Origin of the sequence: Actinoplanes sp. NPDC049681, from assembly GCF_044465265.1 — a bacterium.
Taxonomy (GTDB): domain Bacteria; phylum Actinomycetota; class Actinomycetes; order Mycobacteriales; family Micromonosporaceae; genus Actinoplanes.
The window spans coordinates 185,111-205,180 of record NZ_JBITLP010000003.1 but is presented as its reverse complement, the minus strand read 5'-3'; the positions used below and the strand labels follow the sequence as shown (position 1 = coordinate 205,180).

Annotated in this window: 20 protein-coding genes; 5 read left to right on the top strand and 15 right to left on the bottom strand. The window is 71.0% G+C overall.

The annotated features are described in order from the left end of the window. Positions 1-10: 10 nt before the first annotated feature. Both ACIBO8_RS10735 and ACIBO8_RS10730 read right to left on the bottom strand, forming a co-directional pair. On the bottom strand, positions 11-304 hold the full coding sequence (locus ACIBO8_RS10735; protein ID WP_396114930.1) for a DUF2470 domain-containing protein: 294 nt from the start codon (positions 302-304) through the stop codon (positions 11-13). Further along, complete coding sequence (locus ACIBO8_RS10730) at positions 301-942, bottom strand: heme oxygenase (biliverdin-producing) (RefSeq protein ID WP_396114929.1); 642 nt, start codon at positions 940-942, stop codon at positions 301-303. Before ACIBO8_RS10730 ends, ACIBO8_RS10735 begins: the two co-directional genes overlap by 4 nt. 72 nt (positions 943-1,014) lie before the next feature. On the opposite strand from ACIBO8_RS10730, the gene ACIBO8_RS10725 reads away from it, so the two are divergent. Then, positions 1,015-2,148: a class I SAM-dependent methyltransferase gene (locus ACIBO8_RS10725; protein ID WP_396114928.1), complete on the top strand. Its 1,134-nt coding sequence runs from the start codon at positions 1,015-1,017 to the stop codon at positions 2,146-2,148. Here the strand turns inward: ACIBO8_RS10725 and ACIBO8_RS10720 are convergent. The 3 genes from ACIBO8_RS10720 to ACIBO8_RS10710 form a co-directional block, all read right to left on the bottom strand. After that, positions 2,141-3,157, bottom strand: coding sequence for a hypothetical protein (locus ACIBO8_RS10720; RefSeq protein WP_396114927.1), 1,017 nt, complete (start codon positions 3,155-3,157; stop codon positions 2,141-2,143). The two genes, ACIBO8_RS10725 and ACIBO8_RS10720, sit on opposite strands and share 8 nt — an antisense overlap. After that, complete coding sequence (locus tag ACIBO8_RS10715; protein ID WP_396114926.1) at positions 3,150-3,362, bottom strand: heavy-metal-associated domain-containing protein; 213 nt, start codon at positions 3,360-3,362, stop codon at positions 3,150-3,152. Before ACIBO8_RS10715 ends, ACIBO8_RS10720 begins: the two co-directional genes overlap by 8 nt. Positions 3,363-3,450: 88 nt before the next feature. Next, the gene (locus ACIBO8_RS10710; protein WP_396114925.1) at positions 3,451-3,753 is read right to left on the bottom strand and encodes a metal-sensitive transcriptional regulator; all 303 of its coding nucleotides are present in this window, start codon (positions 3,751-3,753) and stop codon (positions 3,451-3,453) included. 148 nt (positions 3,754-3,901) lie between these two features. Here ACIBO8_RS10710 and ACIBO8_RS10705 point away from each other — a divergent pair, with 148 nt between their 5' ends. Continuing rightward, the gene (locus ACIBO8_RS10705; RefSeq protein ID WP_396114923.1) at positions 3,902-4,933 is read left to right on the top strand and encodes an NlpC/P60 family protein; all 1,032 of its coding nucleotides are present in this window, start codon (positions 3,902-3,904) and stop codon (positions 4,931-4,933) included. A 123-nt stretch (positions 4,934-5,056) separates the two neighbouring features. Here ACIBO8_RS10705 and ACIBO8_RS10700 read toward each other — a convergent pair whose 3' ends face one another. Beyond that, positions 5,057-7,213 carry a DEAD/DEAH box helicase gene (locus ACIBO8_RS10700; RefSeq protein WP_396114922.1) on the bottom strand — a complete coding sequence of 719 codons (2,157 nt, stop codon included), beginning with the start codon at positions 7,211-7,213 and terminating at the stop codon, positions 5,057-5,059. A gap of 126 nt (positions 7,214-7,339) precedes the next feature. On the opposite strand from ACIBO8_RS10700, the gene ACIBO8_RS10695 reads away from it, so the two are divergent. Beyond that, positions 7,340-7,738, top strand: coding sequence for a hypothetical protein (locus ACIBO8_RS10695; protein ID WP_396114921.1), 399 nt, complete (start codon positions 7,340-7,342; stop codon positions 7,736-7,738). Between the two features lie 41 nt (positions 7,739-7,779). Here ACIBO8_RS10695 and ACIBO8_RS10690 read toward each other — a convergent pair whose 3' ends face one another. Next, entirely contained in the window at positions 7,780-8,505 is a 726-nt protein-coding gene (locus ACIBO8_RS10690) for an SDR family NAD(P)-dependent oxidoreductase (RefSeq protein ID WP_396114919.1), read from the bottom strand. A gap of 79 nt (positions 8,506-8,584) precedes the next feature. Continuing rightward, positions 8,585-9,946, bottom strand: a complete 1,362-nt coding sequence (locus tag ACIBO8_RS10685) for an MFS transporter (RefSeq protein ID WP_396114918.1) — start codon at positions 9,944-9,946, stop codon at positions 8,585-8,587. A 191-nt stretch (positions 9,947-10,137) separates the two neighbouring features. On the opposite strand from ACIBO8_RS10685, the gene ACIBO8_RS10680 reads away from it, so the two are divergent. Then, positions 10,138-11,439 carry a TrkH family potassium uptake protein gene (locus ACIBO8_RS10680; RefSeq protein WP_396115609.1) on the top strand — a complete coding sequence of 434 codons (1,302 nt, stop codon included), beginning with the start codon at positions 10,138-10,140 and terminating at the stop codon, positions 11,437-11,439. Continuing rightward, a complete protein-coding gene (locus ACIBO8_RS10675) occupies positions 11,432-12,100 on the top strand; it encodes a potassium channel family protein (RefSeq protein WP_396114917.1) in 669 nt (222 codons plus the stop codon). Before ACIBO8_RS10680 ends, ACIBO8_RS10675 begins: the two co-directional genes overlap by 8 nt. Here the strand turns inward: ACIBO8_RS10675 and ACIBO8_RS10670 are convergent. The 7 genes from ACIBO8_RS10670 to ACIBO8_RS10640 form a co-directional block, all read right to left on the bottom strand. Next, positions 12,097-13,773, bottom strand: a complete 1,677-nt coding sequence (locus ACIBO8_RS10670; protein WP_396114916.1) for a serine/threonine-protein kinase — start codon at positions 13,771-13,773, stop codon at positions 12,097-12,099. The two genes, ACIBO8_RS10675 and ACIBO8_RS10670, sit on opposite strands and share 4 nt — an antisense overlap. A gap of 86 nt (positions 13,774-13,859) precedes the next feature. Next, complete coding sequence (locus tag ACIBO8_RS10665) at positions 13,860-15,365, bottom strand: fused MFS/spermidine synthase (RefSeq protein WP_396114915.1); 1,506 nt, start codon at positions 15,363-15,365, stop codon at positions 13,860-13,862. Positions 15,366-15,396: 31 nt separating this feature from the next. After that, on the bottom strand, positions 15,397-16,410 hold the full coding sequence (locus tag ACIBO8_RS10660; RefSeq protein ID WP_396114914.1) for a coiled-coil domain-containing protein: 1,014 nt from the start codon (positions 16,408-16,410) through the stop codon (positions 15,397-15,399). A gap of 62 nt (positions 16,411-16,472) precedes the next feature. Next, on the bottom strand, positions 16,473-17,231 hold the full coding sequence (locus ACIBO8_RS10655; RefSeq protein ID WP_396114913.1) for an SDR family NAD(P)-dependent oxidoreductase: 759 nt from the start codon (positions 17,229-17,231) through the stop codon (positions 16,473-16,475). 9 nt (positions 17,232-17,240) lie between these two features. After that, positions 17,241-18,047 carry an inositol monophosphatase family protein gene (locus ACIBO8_RS10650; RefSeq protein WP_396114912.1) on the bottom strand — a complete coding sequence of 269 codons (807 nt, stop codon included), beginning with the start codon at positions 18,045-18,047 and terminating at the stop codon, positions 17,241-17,243. Continuing rightward, a complete protein-coding gene (locus tag ACIBO8_RS10645) occupies positions 18,040-18,495 on the bottom strand; it encodes a response regulator (protein WP_396114911.1) in 456 nt (151 codons plus the stop codon). Before ACIBO8_RS10645 ends, ACIBO8_RS10650 begins: the two co-directional genes overlap by 8 nt. After that, positions 18,492-20,069 carry an ATP-binding protein gene (locus ACIBO8_RS10640; protein ID WP_396114910.1) on the bottom strand — a complete coding sequence of 526 codons (1,578 nt, stop codon included), beginning with the start codon at positions 20,067-20,069 and terminating at the stop codon, positions 18,492-18,494. The genes ACIBO8_RS10645 and ACIBO8_RS10640 overlap by 4 nt, the downstream gene beginning before the upstream one ends. Position 20,070: the final 1 nt, after the last annotated feature.

Here is a 20,070-nt window from a genome sequence, read left to right as displayed (position 1 = left end):
CTTTCGCTGCTCAGTGCCGGGGTTCGAGGCCGAGAGCGGCGCAGGCGTCCCGGTACATTCGCACGACCTCGGCGCGTACCTCCCGGCGTTCGGTGAGCCGCCGCTGGAACGGGATCCGCACGGGCACCGCGATGCTGTTCACGGTGGCCTCGAAGTCCATCCCGTCGGCGTCCATACCGGACATGCGGGCGGCGCTGGCCGTAGCGACCCCACCGAGCCCGCGCACGATCAGCACGTTGTCCTCGGCGTGGTCACCGTTCATGTGGCGCGCGATCTGCTCGACGACGTCCGGTGTGAAGGTCATGACGCCCACCTCTGCTGCAGATCGTCCAGCACCGCGATGTTCAACCTGTACGCCTCCACGACCTCGGCCAGCAGGCGCTCCTCGTCCTCCCGCGACAGGGCCGCCGCGTCGAGCAGGTCACGGTAGCGCCTGCGGAACTCCGGCGGCGAGACCCCGTCGAAGACGAAGAACCGGTGCCCGGCGCCGTCCAGTCCGTACGCACGGGCGATCGCCGGACCGAGGTACTGCCCGCCGGACAGGTCGCCCAGGTAGCGGGTGTAGTGATGGGCGATGAAGCCCCAGGGCTTGTCGAAAGCGACGGCCCGTAGGCGCGCCGTGTAGTGGCGGGTGGCGGGAAGCGGGGCCGGCTGCCCGCGGCCGGAAAGTTCGGCGACGTCCTCGCTGAGCGCAGGCAGCCGGGTCAGCTCGGGGAAGACGAACGCGCCCGCCACCGGGTGGTCCGCCATCGCCATCGCCGCCTGCTCCAGCGTCTCGTAGATGTACCAGTGCTGGGCGGCCAGGTCCGCGTAGGCGGCCCGCGGCAGGGTTCCGGCGACGAGCCGGTCGAGGAAGCCGCTGCCCTGGGCGGCGTCATGCTCGGTGCGGGTTCCGGTCCGCAGCCGGGTGGAGAGTGGCGCGGTCGGGTCGGCCAACGTCATGCAGCACCTCCATGCCTGGTTAGGGCAGCCTAACAAAAACCGGCTCCGCAAGCCCGGGGGCAGAATGGTGGGATGCCCCAACCCCTGGACACCGCCCTCGCCGAGGTACGCGAGCTGGTGCTCGGCCCCACGCTGACCCGCGCGGTCGCGGCCGGCCGTCGCCGCGGCCCGGCCCCGTCGATCAACCGCGCGGAGCTGCGGCCGGTCATGCTCAAGGCGGGTCGCCGGCTCCAGGTCGTGACGGACGACGGCACCCGCCCGTACACGCGGAACGTCGCGGACGACGAGGCCGCGGCGGCGGTCGACGCCCTGCTGGCGGAGCCGTTCGGCAACTGGCACGTCGAGACCGAGACGGCCACGGTGCAGGTCCGGATCACGAAGAAGGGCGACGCCCAGGTGCACCGGTCGGGCGCCCCGGCCGAGCGCGACCCGCAGGACCACGATCGGGCGAAGCAGTGGCTGCTCGACCCGGGCGACCCGCTCTTCGGCGTCATCGGCGGCAACGCGGCCAAGCGGCGCCAGGTGGACGCATTCCTGCGGGCGCTGGCCGCCACGCTGCCCGAGGAGCTGCCGTCGCCGCTGCGGGTCGTCGACCTGGGCTGCGGGAACGCCTATCTGACCTTCGCGGCGTACCGCTATCTGACGGACCGCGGCGCGAACGTCCGGGTCGTGGGGGTCGATGTCCGCGAGGACCAACGGGTACGGAATTCCGCCGTCGCCGAGCAATTGGGCTGCGCCGCCACCGTGCGGTTCGTCGCCGGCACGATCGAGGACGCGGCGGTGGACGAGGCGCCGGACCTGGTCCTGGCCCTGCACGCCTGCGACACCGCGACGGATCAGGCGCTGGCCCGCGCGGTGCGCTGGAACGCCCGCTGGGTGCTGGCCGCGCCCTGCTGCCACCACGACATCGCCGCCCAGCTGAAGGGCCGCCCGGCCCCCCAGCCGTACACGGAGATCACCCGGAACGCGATCCTGCGGGAGCGCTTCGCCGACGTCCTCACCGACTCGCTGCGCTCGTCCCTGCTGCGGCTGAACGGCTACAAGGTGGACGTGGTCGAATTCGTCGACTCCCAGCACACGCCCCGCAACCTGCTCCTGCGAGCCCGCCGCACCGGCGCCGCCGCCACGGACGCCCAGCGCGACGAGTACGAGCAGCTGACCACCCAGTGGGGCGTGACGCCGGCCCTGGAGAAACTCCTCAGCTGACCACCGCGGTGAACGCCGCGGTGTGCACCTTCCCGGCCACCTGGAAATCGAAGAACATCCGATAGCGCCCGGGCCCGGGAGCCGCCAGCCAGAACTTCACGGCACCGTCGGCGAGCTGCGGCTCCGGATGCACGTGGACGTAGCCGACGTCGCCCTCCCGAAGCACGACCAGATGCCCGTACGCCCCCAGGTACGGCTCCAGCTTTGCCGGGTTGCGGTCGGCGCCGCGTACGGTCAGGAGGATCGGCTCCGTCGTGCCGGTTCGCGGCGGCGTACCCCCGTACCGAACAGTGAAGCCGCCGGTGGTCACCTCCGTGACCGGCGCAGGAAGGCCGACCGGCGCGAAGCTCCCGGCGACCGTGAGGTCGACGCCGAGGGTGACCGGGGTCTGCTGCCCGCCGACGATCGCGGTGAAGTCGGCGATGGCCCGGTAGCTGCCCGGCTGGGCGAGCCGCACATCGACACTCCAGGTGCCGTCGGGCGCCATGACGGGGTGCAGATGCTGGTAGCCGGTGAGGTCACGGCGAACGACGACCAGATGCAACGGCTTGTCGTGCACGACCGCGTAGGTGGTGATCGCGGCGCCACCGGAGGCGGTGATCTTGAAACGCAGGGGTTGGGTGCGGCCGGCGGTGAAAGCCGAGGTCTCGGGCTGGAGGGTGAGCCCGCTCGCGGTCACGGAAAGCCCCCCGACAGCGGGCTGCGCCGCAGCGGCCGCAGAGCCGGCGAGCTGCGTGACGGTCCCGTCGGCGTTGTGCACATGCGGCGCGGCGCCGGTGTCGTCGTGGCCCGCCGTCATGGGATGAGCATGGCCGTCCGCGGCCTGGTTCTGCACCATGCCGTCCGGCACCTTGCCGCTCTGCGCCGTCTCGACGGAGTTGTTCAGGCGGCCGATGCCGTAGCCGGCGAAGAGCACGACCACGAGGACGGCGCCGAACGCGGCGAGCCTGAACGCGGCGCCCCGCTCGTCCTGCTGCGCGGCAGGGGCCTCGTCGGGCAGCTCAGGCATCGGCGAGCTCGTAACCGGCCTCGTCGACAGCGGCCCGCACGGCATCCTCGGCGAGCGGCCCGGCACTGGTGACAGTGACGGAGCCGGTGGGCAGGTCGACCTCGACGGATTCGACGCCGGGGAGTTGCTCGAGTTCACCGGTGACAGCTTGGACGCAGTGGCCGCAGGTCATGCCGGTGACGGTGTAGGTGGCGGTGACGGCCATGGCGGTCTCTCTTTCGTACGGTTGTGAAGGTTTCCTGCTCCCACCTGCACGCCGGTCTTCTGCCTTTCGTCGGCTTCCGCTTACCGGGTCAGGAGCGGACCAGGCGGGCGATCGCGTCGGAGGCTTCCTTGACCTTGGCGCTCGGGTCACCCGCCCGGGCGGCGTCGACCACGCAGTGCGCGAGATGATCCTCGAGGAGCCCGACGGCCACCGCGTGCAACGCGCTCTTCGCGGCGGAGATCTGGGTGAGAACGTCGATGCAGTACGTGTCCTCGTCGACCATCCGTTGCAGACCGCGGATCTGGCCCTCGATACGACGCAGCCGGCCGAGCAGGGCGGCCTTGTCCCCGGAGTAGCCGTGCGGTCCGGGGTGTTCGTGCTCGGTGGTCATACCGGCCATCATACCCCCCGCCGGTATCCGGTCTCCGCCCCGGCCACTTCCGATCTTGCATCCGCGATGGCGTGGCTTTTGCGAGTTTTGGGTCGTTAAGTGCTCTGTGTCGTCTACCGTGACCGCCCGAGCCGCCATTGTCGCGCTGATGTCGGCGCTGCTGCTCACGGGCTTCCAGGCTCCCGCCCCCGCAGCCACCGCTTCCGTCTCCGACGGACGTGCCCTCGCGGGGTTCCCCGTCGGCCGCCGAGCCGCCGCTGTGTTCCCTGCCGCCGCCCTCGCGGGGTTCCGTGCTGACCGACCCACCGCCGCGGAGCTGGACAAGCACATCGCTGCCGCCTCCCGCCGGCTCGAGGTCGTCGTCGAGCAGTACAACAACTCGCGCGAGGACCTCCACTCGACGCAGCTGCGGATCGCGCACCTCAACGGCCGTCTCGGCCCCATGACCCGCGAGCTCGAGCAGCAGCAGGCGCTCGTGAACGGGCTGCTGTCGAACACGTACCAGCGGACCCGCACCGGCCCGACCGTCGCCCTCTTCGCCTCGAACGAGCCGCACGAGTTCGTCGACAAGCTGCTCGTGCTGCACCAGCTCGCGTCCGAGGAACAGCGGGCCACCGAGGCGCTGCAACGCGCCCAGTCGAGGATCAACGACACCCGGCAGATGCTCAACGCGCTCGCCGCCCAGCAACGTCGCCAGCAGACGCAGCTGAACACCCGCAAGGCCACCGTCAAGGGCGAGATCGTCGCCCTCAAACAAATGCGAGCCATCGCGTACGGCGGAGGCAGCCGCTACACCGACACGGGCGACATCCCGGTCCCCGACTACGTACCCGGCCCCGCCGGACAAGCGGTGGCGTTCGCCTTCGCCCAACTCGGCAAGCCCTACCGCTGGGGCGCCGAGGGTCCCCGCGCATACGACTGCTCAGGCCTGACCTTGGCAGCATGGCGCACCGCCGGTGTCCGCCTCCCCCACAACGCGGCGCGGCAGTACGCCTCGACCGCACATATCGACAGATCCCAACTCAAGCCCGGGGACCTGGTGTTCTTCTACGGTCCGATCAGCCACGTCGGCATCTACATCGGAGCCGGGAAAATGATCCACGCCCCGGAGTTCGGCGAGAACGTACGCGTGGCGAGCATCGACTCCCAGCCCATCGCAGGCTTCGCCCGCCCGGCGTAACGAGCGGCACCGGGCCGGTCGCGTCGGCCGCCACCGCAGCCGGCTCCGCACGCGGCCGGTTTCGCGCTCGTGGACGTCGACTCGTGAGCACGAGCGGTAACACGCGATGTCCGGCGCAGCTGATCATCCGGCGACTGCCAAAGCCAGCGGCATCACCCCCGATGCCCCCGCCCGCCGCAACGCCCGTCCCGCGAGCACCATCGTCCACCCCGAATCGACCACGTCGTCCACCAGCAGAACCGGCCCACCGAGCCCCTCGAGCGCTTCCGCCACGTCACCCGGAACGGTGAAAGCGTCATGCAGCGCCAGAACGCGTTGCGCGCTGTTTCCCCGCGGCCCGCCGTCGCTCATGTGCGACGACGTGAGGGTGCCCAGCATCGGCAGCCGGCCGACCTTGGCGATGTGGGCTGCCAGGCCGGCGACGAGCTCCGGATGCCGGCGTGAACCCACCGCCACCACTGCGGCCGGGCGCTGCTGCCAGGCGTCGTCGCCGTGTGCCCATCCCTTCAAGACCTCGACCACGGCGGCCGCGAGCTCGTCCGGGATCGGGCCGTCCGCCGCTTCGGGACTCACGATCGCGCGCAGTCTCGTACCCCAGCCCTGGTCCGAGAGGCGCCCCACCGCTCGGCCCGGGAGGATCTGCTCGGCCGGCGGGATCTTGCCTTTGAGGTCGACGCCGACGGTTGCCATGCCGGTCGGCCAGAGCTTCTTCGGGGCGATGTCCACACCCGCGCGGCCGAGGAACGCGTTGGCCGCCGCGAGCGACTCCGCAGAGACCTCGGCGTCGAACTGCGGGCCCGCGCATGTGTCGCAGCGACCGCACGGCTGAGCAGCCGGGTCGTCGAGGCACCGGCGCAGGAACTCCATGCGGCACATCGTCGTGCCGGCGTACTCGATCATGGTTTGTTGCTCGGTGGTCCGGGCCTCCGCGACGCGACGCAGGCGTGCGGTGTCGTAGGTCCACGGCTCGCCGGTAGCGATCCAGCCGCCGCGGGTGCGACGCACGGCGCCGTCCACGTCGAGGACCTTGAGCATCAGTTCCAGGCGGGCGCGGCGCAGGTCGACGATGGGCTCGAGCGCCTGCGTCGACAACGGCCGGTCGGGCGAGAGCGCGGCCAGCACCGCGCGCACCTGCTCCTCCGGCGGGAACGCGAGGCTCGCGAAATACCGCCAGATGGCGACGTCCTCCTGGCCCGGCAGCAGCACCACCTCGGCATGCTCCACGGCACGGCCCGCGCGGCCGACCTGCTGGTAGTAGGCGATCGGCGACGGCGGTGCGCCGAGGTGCACCACGAACCCGAGGTCCGGCTTGTCGAACCCCATGCCGAGCGCCGACGTCGCCACCAACGCCTTGATCTTGTTGTCGAGCAGGTCCTGCTCCGCGGCGCGGCGGTCGGCATCCTCGACCTGCCCCGTGTACGACGCGACGGCGAACCCCCGCGACCGCAGGAACTCGGCGGTCTCCGTGGCCGCGGCAACCGTCAGGGTGTAGACGATTCCGGAGCCCGGCAGCCGGTCGAGGTGGTCGGCGAGCCAGGCCAGCCTCCGCGCGGGGTCGGGCAGCTCCAGCACCGCCAGCCGCAGCGAGTCGCGGTCGAGGGTGCCCCGCAGCACCAGGGCGTCCCCCAGCTGGTCAGCGATATCGGCGGTCACGCGGGCGTTGGCCGTGGCGGTGGTCGCGAGGACCGGCGTGCGGGAGGGGAGCCCGGCCAGAAAGGTCCGCAGCCGACGGTAATCGGGGCGGAAGTCGTGGCCCCAGTCGGAGACACAGTGCGCCTCGTCGACGACCAGCAGACCGGTGCTGGCCGCCAGCCCGGGCAGCACGTTGTCGCGGAAATCGGGATTGTTGAGCCGCTCGGGACTGATCAGCAGCACGTCCACGGCCCCGCTGCGAATCTCCGCCGTGATCTCTTCCCACTCGTCGAGGTTGGCGGAGTTGATGGTGCGCGCCCGGATCCCGGCCCGTGCGGCAGCCTCGACCTGGTTACGCATCAGCGCGAGCAGCGGCGAGACGATCACGGTCGGGCCGGCGGCCGGCTCCCCCGGCTCGGCGGTCGCTCCGTCGCGCAAGAGCGCGGTCGCGACGAAATAGACGGCTGACTTGCCCCATCCCGTACGTTGAACGCACAGCACCCGCCGCCGGTCGACGACCAGCGCCTCGATAGCGCGCCACTGGTCCTCGCGCAGCACGGCATGATCGCCTGCCAGCCTCCGGAGCACCTCCTCGGCGCACTCCCGGACGGCCGCCCGCTCCGCTTCGCTGACTGCCTCTTGCGTCATTTCCGCCACGACCGCATGTCTACCAGCCCGGTCCGACAGGATGCCGGTTATCCACAGGCAGGTTCGTTGTCCACAGGCTCCCCGATTCGGTGGACCGGATCCGGAGGTCGGTGGCAGCGTGAAGGCATGACGAAGACGATCGCCGAGAAGCTGCTGATCAAGCCGAACACCACGGTATGGCTGTCCCACCCGGCCCATCTCCCGCTGCTCACCCCGATGCCCGAGGGCGTCCGCGAGGTCGACACCGCGGAGACGGCCAGCACCGCGGTGGTCTTCGCCGACGACGCGGCAAGCGCCCGCAAGCTGATGGAGGAGCACGCGGAGAAACTCAAGAAGCCGGCCGCGTTCTGGGTGGCGTATCCGAAAGGCAACAAGACGGACATCAACCGCGACACCCTGTGGCCGATCGTGGCGGACTTCGACATGCGCCCCTGCGGCCAGGTGGCCATCGACGACCGCTGGTCAGCCCTGCGCTTCCGCCCCAACAAGCCAGGCGAAGGCCGCTTCACCGGCGGAGCGAAGTAGGCACCTCCGAGTCGGGTGAAGCGGTGATCATGGGCCAAGGCTCAGCGGCCCAGGACGGAGCCGCCGTTCACGTTGATGACCTGGCCGGTCACGAAGGTGCCGCCCGGACCCACCAGCCAGCGCACTGCCTCGGCGATGTCATCGGGTACGCCGGCGCGCTTCACCAGCGTCGCCTCGACTCGGGCGCGATGTCCCTCCTCCGTCATCCGGCCGGTGAAGAATTCGCTGTCAGTCACATATCCGGGAGCGATCACATTGGCGGTGATCCCCTCCGGCCCCAGCTGGGTGGCAAGGTCGAACACCCAGCCGTGCAGAGCAGCCTTCGCCGCCGAGTAGGGGCCGCCTCCGCCGCGCTGGGCAGCGATCGAGCTGGTCAGGATCACCCGTGCGCCGGGGCGGCGGAGCAGGGGGCGCAGCGCTTCGGTCATCAGCACCGCGGTGATGACGTTGGAGTCGAAGGTGGCGCGCCAGCGCGCCGCGAGGGCCGCGAGGGCGGTGTCGTGGCCGCCCACGAACGCTCCGGCATTGTTGACCAAGACGTCGACGGGGCGGCCCGCGACAGCCTCGACAACCGCCGGGATCTGGTCCGGGTCCGCGCAGTCGGCGGTGACCGTCGTGGCCTGGGGGCCGATCCACTTGGCGGCCTCGGCCAGCACCTCGGGACGCCGCCCGACGATGATGACGTCGTAGCCCTCCCCTGCCAGCATTCCCGCCGTCGCCCGGCCGATACCCGTGCCGCCCCCGCTGACCACCGCAAGCCTCGCCATGCGGCCGACTCTACGACGCCGGCAGCGGAGGCGAGCAGCTAGGACACCCGCGGGCGGCGACGCGGCAGCCCCGGTCGAATCAGCTCGGATCGGCCTCCCGGAGCTCGACCGTCGCCCGGCCGAGGGGACGCCACGTCAGTACCACGACCACCCCCATAGCCACCGCCGCACCCCAGAAGACCGGTATGAGGCCGAAGGTCTGGGCCAGTGCACCACCGGCCAGCGAACCCAGCGCCGCCCCGCCCAGATCAAGCAGCGAGTACGCACCGGTCACGCGCCCGTACAGGGAGGAGGGCACCGCCCGCTGCCGGAGCGTCCACGCGACCGTTCCCCACACCATGGTGTGTACGCCGAACACCACGATCATCACCGCCGCGACCACGGGTGTCGTCGTGGCGGCGAGGGTGGCGTGCAGGGCGACCTCCACCAGCAGCCCCGCTCTCAACAGGACCGCCGCCCCCACGGTCCGGATCAGGCGCGGCGCCAGGACGCTGCCCAGCAGGCCACCTACCGCGAACGCCGTGAGGAGGGTCCCGTAGCCGACCGAGCCGAGGCCCAGCCGGTCACGCGCGTAAAGAACGAAGGTCGCGAACGCCGCGCAGTACACCAGATTGCCGCACGCCATGGCCACCGCCAGCGTGCGAAGCAAACGATGCGCCCACAGCCACCGAACACCCTCGACGATCTCCGACCGAAGAGACTGCCGATCCCGCAACCCCACCGAACCGGAAGCCGACGACGAGGACGCCGGCGGCAAGGAGGCAGGGGACTCAGAGGCCGAGGACGGCGACGTGGAGTCACAGGATGCAGGCGGCGGAGAGGCAGCGGGCGAAGACGCCGGCGGTGCCGGCGAGGGAGACGGAGAGGCAGCCGGAAGGAGATGGATCAGCCCGGCCGCAACAACGAAAGCCGCCGCCTGCAACCCGAACGGCGCCGCCGCGGCAACCACGAACAACCACCCACCCAACGGCTTCGCCGCGAACTGGTTGATCACCGTGAACGTCGCACCGAGCCAGGCGTTGGCGACAGGCAACCGCTCCGCCGGGACCAACGCCGGCACGAATGCCGACGATGCGGTGTCCGCGAGCGTCTCGCAGGTGCCGAGCACGAACACCACCCCGTACACCAGCCAGATGGAGACGGCCGAGCAGATGACGCAGACCACCAGCAGACCCAGCGCCGCAGCGCGGATGAGGTCCACCGTGACCACCAGGCGCCGGCGGTCCAGCCGGTCCGCCCATGCCCCGCTGATCAGCGCGAACAGCAGCCAGGGCACCTGCTGGGCGAAAGCCGCGCCGGCCACTGCGGCCGGGTCGGGTGTCAGTGATGCGATCAGGAGCGGTCCGGCCACGAGGGCGACGCCGTCGCCCAGGTTGGCGATGGCGGTGGCGCTCCAGAGTTTGATGAAGTCCGGGCCGAGACCCGGGTGCAGGGCACGCAAAAGGAACTCCTCGACGGCGAAGCGGTACGAGGAGCGGGCAGGAACCCGTCCTCGCTAAAGGGCGAAGACCGTCGCCATGTCGAGTTGCATCACGCACCCTCTCTGCCGGGTAATGGATCACCGTAGCAAATGGTGATCGGGAGGTTCCCTCGGTGCGTGCTCGTTCGCCGTGGCGCTACCCGGCGCGCATCGTGCCTCTCGCGTTTCTCGGGGCCATCGCCGTCGGGACCGCGCTCATGATGTTGCCTCCTGCGCGGGCCGAGGCGGGGCATGCGCCGTTCGTCACCGCGCTGTTCACCGCTACGAGCGCCGTGTGCGTCACCGGGTTGTCGGTGGTGGACACTCCTACGTACTGGTCCGGGTTCGGCCTGGTGCTGCTCACCGTGCTGTCGCAGATCGGCGGCTTCGGGATCATGACGCTGGCCACGCTGCTCAGCCTGCTGGTGTCGCGGCGGCTGGGGTTGCGGAGCCGGTTGCTGGCTCAGGCGGAGAGTGCCGGGCTGTCCGGCGGCAACGTCGGGGGTGTGCTGATCCGGGTGGCGCTGGTCATGTTCGCGTCGGAGGCCGCCATCAGCTTGGTGCTCACGCTGCGGTTCTGGTTGGCGTACGACTATTCGTTCGGGCGGGCGGTCTGGGAGGCCGTCTTCCACGCGGTGCAGGCGTTCAACAACGCCGGGTTCGCGTTGTACCCGGACAGCCTCGTGCGGTTCGTCGGGGACTGGTGGATCTGCGTACCGCTGGCTCTGGGTGTGCTCGGCGGCTCGATCGGTTTTCCGGTGGTGTTCGAGCTCGCGCGCGAGTGGCGTACCCCTGGATCGTGGTCGACCCACACCCGGCTGACGGTGTGGGGGACCTTGCTGCTGAGCGTTTCCGGGTTTCTGGTCTTCCTGACGTTCGAGTGGAGCAATCCGGGGACGCTCGGCCCGCTGGGCACCCCGGCGAAGATCCTGGCCGCGTTCACCCAGGACGTCATGACCCGCTCCGGCGGGTTCAACAGCATCAACCTCGGCGCGACGAACACGGAGACCATCGCGGTCACGAACGGGATGATGTTCATCGGCGGGGGCAGCGCCAGCACCGCGGGCGGCATCAAGGTGACGACGTTCCTGCTGCTGGCCTTCGTGATCTGGGCGGAGATCCGGGGTGAGCCGGATGTAGTGATCCGCAAGCGGCGGATCGCCGAAGAGACGCAGCGGCAGGCGCTCACGGTGGCGCTGCTGGGCGTGGCCCTGGTCGCGGGCGGGACGCTCGCATTGATCATGTTCACCGACGACGTGCCGTTCGACCGGGCACTGTTCGAGGTGACGTCGGCGTTCGCCACGGTCGGGCTGAGCACCGGCATCACCCCGCAGCTGAATTCCGCCGCGCAGATCGTGCTGGTGGTTCTCATGTACGTCGGCCGGGTCGGCACCGTCGCGGTCGGCACCGCGATCGCGCTCAACACCCGCCGCCGGCTCTACCGCTATCCGGAAGAGAGGCCCCTCGTTGGCTGACAGGGAAGCAACCGACAACGTCGTCGTCGTGGGGCTGGGCCGCTTCGGCGGTGCGGTCGCCGAGTCGCTGGTGAATCTCGGTCACGAGGTGCTGGGGATCGACTCCGACCCGCGGATCGTGCAGGACTGGTCGGACCGGCTGACCCATGTGGTCGAGGCGGATGCGACCGACACGGATGCGCTGCGCCAGCTCGGTGTCCAGGATTTCTCCCGGGCCGTGGTGGGCATCGGCACCGACCTGGAGACCAGCGTACTGACCGTGCTCACCCTCGCCGAGGTGGGCGTACAGGAGGTCTGGGCGAAGGCGACCAGTCTGAAGCACGGGCAGATCCTGACGCGGATCGGCGCCCGGCATGTCATCTTCCCCGAGATGGAGATGGGCGAGCGGGTCGCGCATCTGATCACCGGCCGGATGCTCGACTACATCGAGTTCGACGACGGCTTCGCCATCGCGAAGGTCAGGGCGCCGCGCGAGGCCGTGGGCCGGTCGCTGGCCGATATCGGCCTGCGCGGCAAGTGGGGGGTCACGGTCGTCGGCACCAAACTGCCCGGCGAGGATTTCACGTACGCGCGACCCGAGACGATCGTCCCGAGCGGCTGCATCCTGATCGTCGCCGGCAACACGTCCACGGTGGAGCAGTTCGCGGCGGCGACGGCCTAGATCGCGACGGAGAAGCCGTCCTTGCTCTTGTCCGGCGAGGCCGGCGGCGTGGGCTTGACGCGTTCCTTCTTCCTGGAAGGAGGGGACGGCGGCAGGGGTGGCGGGGTGGGGGTGGTCGCCACCGCGCCGAGGACCTCCGCCTGGCACTGGTGGCCGTTGAGCAGGAACGCGAGCGGGAGCGGGTTGCTGACCCGGTAGCTGCCGGTGAGGATCACGCTCGCGGAGCGGCCGGGACGCAGCTCGGTGCGCGGGCGCAGCACCAGCTTGCGGCCCCGCTGGTAGAGCCGCTTGGGGCCGCCGGTGAGCCGCTGACCGCCGCTGAACAGGAACTCCAGCCGCCATCCGGCGAGCGCGTGCTCACCGGTGTTGACCACGGTCAGCTGGGCGCCGAAGTCCGTACCCGTGTCCCGCTGCACCCGGTAGCGGACCTTGCAGCCCGTACCGTGCGGGACCACCGCGCCCTTTCCGGCGCCCGCCGCAGCGGCCTGGGCGGTGCCGACGTCGGCCGGCTCGCGGGTCGAGGACCAGACCAGCCCGACGGCCGCGATCAGCACGAGCGTGGCCACCGCGGCCTGGACACGATGCCGGGCGGCGAGGACCGCCTGCCCGAGGCGGCCGCCGCTGAGCAGGTCGCGGGCCAGCACGCCGCCGCGGAACAGTCCCCCGCCCAGCGGCACCGGGCCACCGACCCGGAGGGCCCGCGCGAGCCGCAGCCCGGTCCGCAACTGCAGGCGACGCTGCCGCGGCAGGGGTTCGGGGTGCGGCGTGGGACGGAACCCGGCCAGCACCGGCGGCGTGTCCGGCGCGGCGACCGGCGGGATGATCGGTTGCAGGCCGACGAGCCCGGCCAGCACGGCCGCGACCTCGTCCGCGCCCGGCCGGTGCTCCGGCCGCTTGGCCAGGCAGCGCATGCAGAGGTCGGCGACCTCCGCGGGCATGCCGGGCAGCTCCGGTACGGGCTCAGGATCCGCGTACAGGTGGGCCCGCAACGCCTCGGTGGTGGTCTCGGCGGGCCAGGGCAGGCGGCCGGTGAGCAGGCGGTAGAGGAGCAGGCCGAGCGCGTACACGTCGGCGGCGGGCGCCACCGGGCCGCCGTTGAGCCGCTCGGGGGCCAGATAGGCGGGGGTGCCGAGCAGGCTGCCGTCCGGTGCGGCGTCCCGCTGGCCGGCGAGGGCGGAGATGCCGAAGTCGACGACCTTGGCGCCCGACCCGGTGAGCATGACGTTGGCGGGCGTGACGTCGCGGTGCACGATGCCGCGGGCGTGCGCGGTCGCCAGGGCGGATGCCACCTCGGCGACGACCGTTACCGCGCCGGCCCACGGGAAGGGGCCCTCGCGGCGAAGCCGGGCGGACACCGGCTCGCCGTCGTTGAGCTCCATGACCACGTACGGGACGGTCATGGTCTCGTCCAGCGGCGATTCGCCGAAGTCGAAGACACCGGTGATGTGCGGATGGCACAGCCGGGCCGCGGCCAGCGCCTCCTGCCGCAGCCGCCGCCGGAACGCCGCGTCGCCGGCGTGCTGCGGTGACAGGACCTTGACCGCGACCGGGCGCCCGAGCACCTCGTCGTGAGCCCGCCAGACGATCGACATGCCGCCGGTACCGAGCCGCTCGATCAGGCGGTACCGGCCGCCGACGTGGCCGCCCTGCCTCCCGGTCGCCAGCCACCCCATGTGCCGATTGTTGCCCGAGGGACGGCCCGGTCAGGGTGCGTCGGACAAATACGTCCCTCCAGGCGCTTTGTCCAGATTGGCCGTATTCAGCCGGCCAACAGCTGGTCAACCGGTGCGTAGTCGTCGGTCAGCACCCGGGCGCCGCCGATGAAAGTTCGCAGGGCCGGTCCGGACACCAGTTCGACCGGCTCGTCGACGAGATCGAGATGCGCCCGGATCTCGTCGATGGGCAGCGGCGACCGGGACGCGACGATGACGAAGTTGGCACCGATCCGGCCGGCGAGCGCATCCTTCGGCGCGATGACCGCCACGTGCGGAAAGACGTCGGCGACCGTGGCCAGCTCCGCGCGGATGAAGCGGTCCGGCGGGTAGTCGATGACGTTCTGGGCGTACAGGCCGCCGTCGCGCAGCACGCGGGAGATGTCCGCGGCCATCTCGCGGGTGGCGAGGTGCCAGGGGACGACGAGGTGGCCGAACGCGTCGCCGACCACCATGTCGTACGCCCGGTCGCCCTGCCGGGCCAGGCTCACGCGGGCGTCGCCGACCTGGACGCGCAGCTGCGGCCCGGTGGTGAGGCCCAGCTCCCGGCGGTCGAGGTCGACGAGGCCGCCGTCCAGCTCCAGGACCAGCTGGTTGCTGCCGGGACGGGTCTTCGCCACGTACTCGGGCACCGTGAAACCGCCGCCGCCCAGATGCAGGGCGTCGATCGGGGCGCCGCCGGTCTTCTGAACGTCGACGAGGGCGCCGATCCACTGGACGTACGGGAACTCCAGGTGCGTCGGGTCGGCGAGGTCGACGTACGAATGCCGCGCCGAGTTCAGCAGCAGCGTCCGCCCGCCGGGCCGCTTCGGGTCGGCATCGACCCGGGCGCAGTGGTACGCCGTCTCGATGTCGCAGGGCGTCGGTGCGGTGGCGCCCAGCCCGGCCCCGAACAGCCCCACGGTGACGAGCACGGCCCGAGTCCGCGGCTTGCCCGGCAGCCTCACATCGGGGTGACGCCGGCGCAGCCACCAACCGAGGCCGAAGCCGGCGAGGGCGAGGAGCGCGGCAAGGCTCAGCACGATCCAGCTGCTGGGCATCGCGGCGACGAAGACGAAGCCGGTGCCGAGGGTGGCGGTGATCGCCCCGAGCGTGCCGAAGCTGGAGAGCCGGCCCACCACCTCGCCGGTCCGGCGCAGGTCGCCGAGCTGAAGCTTCACGGTCAGCGGCGTGATCGTGGACAGCAGGAACGCGGGCAGGAAGACGGCCAGGGCGGCGAGCAGAAGCACCGCCGGGGCTGCCCCTCCGCGCAGGATCTCCCCGCCCCAACGCACCAGCGGCAGGGTCATCGCGGTCGTTGTCGCGGCGAGCAGCAGCGCGGGAGCGAGCAGCATCCGAGGGTCGAACTTGTCGGCGAGCCGGCCGCCGAGCCAGGTCCCGTACGCGATGGCCGCCAGCGAGATGCCGATGACCGAGCTGCTGACCTGCAGCGTCACGCCCACGTACGGCCCGACCAGGCGCAGCGCGACGATCTCGAGGACGAGGACGGCGCCGCTGGCGAAGAAGACCAGCGCGGTCGCGAGCGCGGATGGCAGGGCCCGTGGGGATTCCATCGGCGGAATGCTACCGACGGGGCCGTCCGATCTACAGGATCGACAGGTGTACGTGGTTGGTATGTGTCGCCGCCGGTCCGCCCGACCCGCTGTACGACCGCCAGCCCGTGTTCGGCAGCCAGATCTGCCGGTACCAGATCACGTACATGACCCCGAGGCGGCCGGCGTTGCGCACGAAGTAGGCGGCGAGGTTGTTGCCGTACGTACGGTCGCTGCCGGTGGCGTTGACGTTCTCGAAGCCGCCGGGCGCGGCGGCGAAGTCGCAGGCCCGGCCCTTGGGGTGCTCGCCGGAGTCGCGGCGGCTGAAGCAGGACGTGTAGTGCGTGAACCCGGCCGCCCTCGCCTGCTGGTACGCGTTCAGCAGCCGCGGCGTGATGCACCCGGAGGTGGTCGGGTCATTGACCGTGCAGCCCTCCCGGGGCCACGAACCGTCGGGGTTGCGCGGCGCGGGCCTGGCCAGCGGTGAGTTGGCGTTGATGAAGCCGCCCGCCACCGCGCCGCCACCGGCCGCGGCCAGGGCGCTCTCGGCCTGCTGCTTCTTCTTGGCCAGCACGGTGACCTGCTTCTGCTGCTCCTTGATCTCGAGCGCGATGGCCTTGGTGGCCTTCTCCGCGACGGTCACCGCGTCCTCGTACTGCGCCAGCGCGTGGCCGTCGACCTGCGCCATCTGGTCGAGCCGCAGCATGCGGTCCATGAAAGCGTCCGGCGAGCTGCTGTTGAGCAGCATGGCCATGGTGCTGAAGCGGCCCTGCCGGTAGGAGCGGTTGGCGATCTCCTTGACCCGGCCCTCGAGCCCCGCGGACTTCTCCTGCGCCTGCTTGAGCGCGGCCTTCAGCTCGACCTGCCGCTTCTTGGACGCCTCGAGTTTCTGCGTGGCCTGCAGGTGTCCCTTGGCCGCGGATTCGAGCTGGGCGCGCAGCGTCTTGCTGCCGCCCTCGTCGTCGCCGCCGGGTGCCGCGTGTGCCGGGGGCGCGACGAGCAGCACGAGGAGTGCCGCGAGCAGTGCCAGAGCGTGCTTCGCCCGGCCCGGGAGAGTCGCCGCCACGATCTACCTCCAGTCGTAAGCGCCGGTACTCTACCCCGCCACCCACTCGGAACGCAGATCGATCAAGTCGCCGAGTAGCCACCGTCGACGAAGAGTGTTTGACCGGTCACTGCAGCGCTGGCGGCACTCGCCAGATAGACGACACAACCGGCAAAATCCTCCGGTACGCCGTTGCGCCCGATCATCGTCCGCCGGGCGTGCGCGGCCACCTTCTCCGGGTCGGCGAACACCGGCTCGGTCAGCGGGGTGTGCACGACTCCCGGGGCGATCGCGTTGCACGTGACGCCCCGGCTCGACCACGCCTCCGCCTGCGAGCGGGTCAGGCCCACGAGACCTGCCTTGGCCGCGCCGTAGGCGCCGCTGTTCCCGTACGCGCGGAAGGCCTGTTGTGAGACCACGTTGATGATCCGTCCCCAGCCGCGCGCCGCCATCGCCGGGCCGAAGTGCTGCCCCAGCAGGAAGGGCGCGGTCAGGTTGGCCGCCAGCGTGACGTCCCAGTCGTCCTCGGTGAGCTCGTCCATCGGCGGGCGCCGGTTCACCGCCGCGGCGTTCACGAGGATGTCCACCTGGCCGTACCCGGTCAGCCGCGTAAGCGCCGCCCGATCCGCGAGATCGGCAGCGACCGTCTCCACCCCCACGCCATCGGCGGTCAACTCGGCGGCGGTCTCGCGCAGCGGGCCGTCCCGCCGCGCCACCAGCACCACGCGGGCGCCGGCCCGGCCCAACGCACCGGCCATCGCCCGGCCGATCCCCGAGCTGCCGCCGGTCACCATCGCGGTCCGGCCGCTCAGCCCGAAGAGTTCCTCGAGGTACGAAGCCACGCGCAGCCCTCAGGGAAGCAGGGTGCCGCGGACGGTGTGCCAGATGTCGTGGTTGGCGGCGGCGAGCAGGCCGCGCTGCGAATCCGTCGGCAGGTACGCCGATCCGTCGAGGTGCAGCACCGCCCCGCCGGCCTCGCGCAGGATCAGCGCGCCGGGCGTGTGGTCCCACGGCAGGATCCGCCAGAAGACGGCGAACTGCTGCTCGTCGGTGGCGACGGACGGGTACTCGTACCCGGCGCAGTGATGCCCGCCGGTCACCCGGCCGAGCCGGGCGGCGTTCTCGTCGATGCCGGCCCGCAGCTCGTCCGGGAAGTAGTTACGGGAGATCGAGCCGGTCAGGGCCTCGGCGCCCGGGTCGTCGCTGCGGGTCTTCAGCCGTACGCCGTCCACGTACGCCCCGCTGCCCGCCTCCGCGACGGTCATCCGGTCGCCGGGCACGTCCAGGACCCACCCCGCGGCGGGCTCGCCGTCTCGCAGCAACGCGACCATCACGGCGAAGGGCGCCTTCCCGGCGGCGAAGTTGTTGGTGCCGTCGACCGGGTCCACGAGCCAGACGGCGCCGTCGTCGCCCACCCGCTCGAGCACCGTGGGATCCGCGGCCACCGCTTCCTCGCCCACCACGGTGGAGCCCGGCAGCAGCGCGGTCAGCCCGGCGCTGAGCGCGCGCTCGGATTCCTTGTCGGCGATCGTGACGAGGTCGCCCGGCGACTTCTCCTGCACCTCGGCATCGCCGAGATGACGCCACCTCGGCAGCACGATGGTCGCCGCGACCTCCCGGATCAGATCGCTGACCTCGTCGATCATGTCGTCACGCACGCGGGGGCAGCTTCACGACGCTGACGAAGAACTCGTCGATCTGGCGGATCACCGAGATGAACCGCTCGAAGTCGACCGGCTTGGTCACGTACGCGTTCGCGTGCAGCTCGTAGCTGCGCAGGATGTCCTCGTCGGCGGCGGACGTGGTCAGCACCACCACCGGGATGCGGCACAGCTCGTCGTCCTTCTTGATCTCCTCGAGCACCTCCCGGCCGTCGCGGCGGGGCAGGTTGAGGTCGAGCAGGATCAGGTCCGGGCGTACGGCGTCCGCGTACTGGCCCTCGCGGCGCAGGTAGCTGAGCGCCTCGGCGCCGTCGGAGACCACGGTGAGCCGGTTGCGGACCTTGTGCTCCTCGAACGCCTCCTGCGTCATGAGCACGTCGCCCGGGTCGTCCTCGACGAGCAGAACCTCGATCGGCGTACCGTCCTGCCGCATTGCACCGGTCATGAGGTGACCTCTTTCACTTTCTCCTGCACCGGGATGCCCGCCAGCAGCGGCAGGGTGAACCAGATGGAGGTGCCTTCGGTGGCGTCGAGATCCAGCCAGATCCGCCCGCCATGGTATTCGACGATCTTCTTCACGATGGCCAGCCCGATCCCCGTGCCCTCGTACGCGTCCCGCCCGTGCAGGCGCTGGAAGATCACGAAGACCTTGTCGGCGAACTCGGGCTCGATCCCGATGCCGTTGTCCCGCACATTGATCCGCCACTCCTCGCCCTCCTGAGCCGCGCTCACCGTGACCACCGGCGGCACCCCAGGGCGGCGGAACTTCAACGAGTTGCCGATCAAGTTCACGAACAACGTGGTGAGCAGCGGCTCCTCACCCTCCACCGTCGGCAGATCCGCCCACTCGATCCGCGCATCGTCACCGGCGCGCGCCTCCAGCTGCGACTTGACCTCGGTCAGCACCCGGTTCAGGTCCACATCGGTGAACCCGGCCGTCAACCGGCCGATGCGCGAGAACGCCAACAGGTCGTTGATCAGCCGCTGCATCCGCTGCGCCCCGTCCACCGCGAACGCGATGTACTGGTCCGCCCGCTCGTCGATCTGGCCCGCGTACCGCCGCTGCAACAGCTGGCAGAAGCTCGCCACCTTCCGCAGCGGCTCCTGCAGGTCGTGCGACGCCACGTAGGCGAACTGCTCCAGATCCCGGTTGGACCGGGTCAGCTCGTCGGCCTGCGCCTTCAGCTGCTCGTTGACCCACTCGATCTGGCGGCGAGCCTCGCGGACCTCGGCGAGTTCGGCGGCGATCTGCTTGCGCATGCCGTCCACGTCGCCGGCCAGTTCACGCAGCTCCGGCGAACCCGTGCTCTCGATGTGCCGGTCGTAGTCGCCGTCGGCGACATCGCGCACCTGCGCCGCCAGCTCGGTCACCGGCCGGGTCACCAGCCGGTCGAGCAGCAGCATCAGCGCCGCGCCCGCGATGATGATGATCGCGGCCGCGGCTATCTGGATGGCGACCATGCGCTTGCTGGCATCCTTCGCCGCGCTCGCCGACCGGTTACGCAGCACACCGATGTCGGACTGCATCTGCTCGATGGCCGCGCGCACCGCGTTGAACTCCGTCGTGCTGCCCGCGTCCACCAGCGCGCGGCCGGCGTCCGGGCCTTCGGCGGTAACGGCATCGAGGATCGGCTGGGCGACGGCGCTGCGCCAGGCGTCGGAGAGCCGCTCGACCTCGGCGAGGTCGGCTCGGATCCGGTTGTCGCGGGGACCGGACCGGAGGAGCTTCTGGATCTCCGCGGCTTCGGCCCGCTCCGCGGCGAGCCCGTCACGGTACGGCTGGAGAGTCGTGTCCCGGCCCGTGATCGCGTACCCGCGGATGCCGGTCTCCTGGTCCACCACCGCCGTGTTGATCCGCTCCCCCGCCGCCCGCATCGGGCTGGCCCGGTTGACCACGTCATCCAGCTGGCCGTTGCTGCTCGTGGCCGTGAACGCCGCGAACACGCCCAGAGCGGCGAGCAGCACGCCGACGGTCACGCACAGGGCGAGGACGCGGCGGCGCATCGTCCACCCGCTCACC

Excerpts from the sequence above, each read along its gene's own strand:
- ACIBO8_RS10665 (WP_396114915.1), bottom strand. The coding sequence starts at position 15,365 with ATGGAATCCCCACGGGCCCTGCCATCCGCGCTCGCGACCGCGCTGGTC.
- ACIBO8_RS10695 (WP_396114921.1), top strand. The coding sequence starts at position 7,340 with ATGACGAAGACGATCGCCGAGAAGCTGCTGATCAAGCCGAACACCACG.
- ACIBO8_RS10700 (WP_396114922.1), bottom strand. The coding sequence starts at position 7,213 with ATGACGCAAGAGGCAGTCAGCGAAGCGGAGCGGGCGGCCGTCCGGGAG.
- ACIBO8_RS10690 (WP_396114919.1), bottom strand. The coding sequence starts at position 8,505 with ATGGCGAGGCTTGCGGTGGTCAGCGGGGGCGGCACGGGTATCGGCCGG.
- ACIBO8_RS10645 (WP_396114911.1), bottom strand. The coding sequence starts at position 18,495 with ATGACCGGTGCAATGCGGCAGGACGGTACGCCGATCGAGGTTCTGCTC.
- ACIBO8_RS10735 (WP_396114930.1), bottom strand. The coding sequence starts at position 304 with ATGACCTTCACACCGGACGTCGTCGAGCAGATCGCGCGCCACATGAAC.
- ACIBO8_RS10705 (WP_396114923.1), top strand. The coding sequence starts at position 3,902 with ATGTCGGCGCTGCTGCTCACGGGCTTCCAGGCTCCCGCCCCCGCAGCC.
- ACIBO8_RS10725 (WP_396114928.1), top strand. The coding sequence starts at position 1,015 with ATGCCCCAACCCCTGGACACCGCCCTCGCCGAGGTACGCGAGCTGGTG.
- ACIBO8_RS10715 (WP_396114926.1), bottom strand. The coding sequence starts at position 3,362 with ATGGCCGTCACCGCCACCTACACCGTCACCGGCATGACCTGCGGCCAC.
- ACIBO8_RS10730 (WP_396114929.1), bottom strand. The coding sequence starts at position 942 with ATGACGTTGGCCGACCCGACCGCGCCACTCTCCACCCGGCTGCGGACC.
- ACIBO8_RS10670 (WP_396114916.1), bottom strand. The coding sequence starts at position 13,773 with ATGGGGTGGCTGGCGACCGGGAGGCAGGGCGGCCACGTCGGCGGCCGG.
- ACIBO8_RS10710 (WP_396114925.1), bottom strand. The coding sequence starts at position 3,753 with ATGACCACCGAGCACGAACACCCCGGACCGCACGGCTACTCCGGGGAC.
- ACIBO8_RS10720 (WP_396114927.1), bottom strand. The coding sequence starts at position 3,157 with ATGCCTGAGCTGCCCGACGAGGCCCCTGCCGCGCAGCAGGACGAGCGG.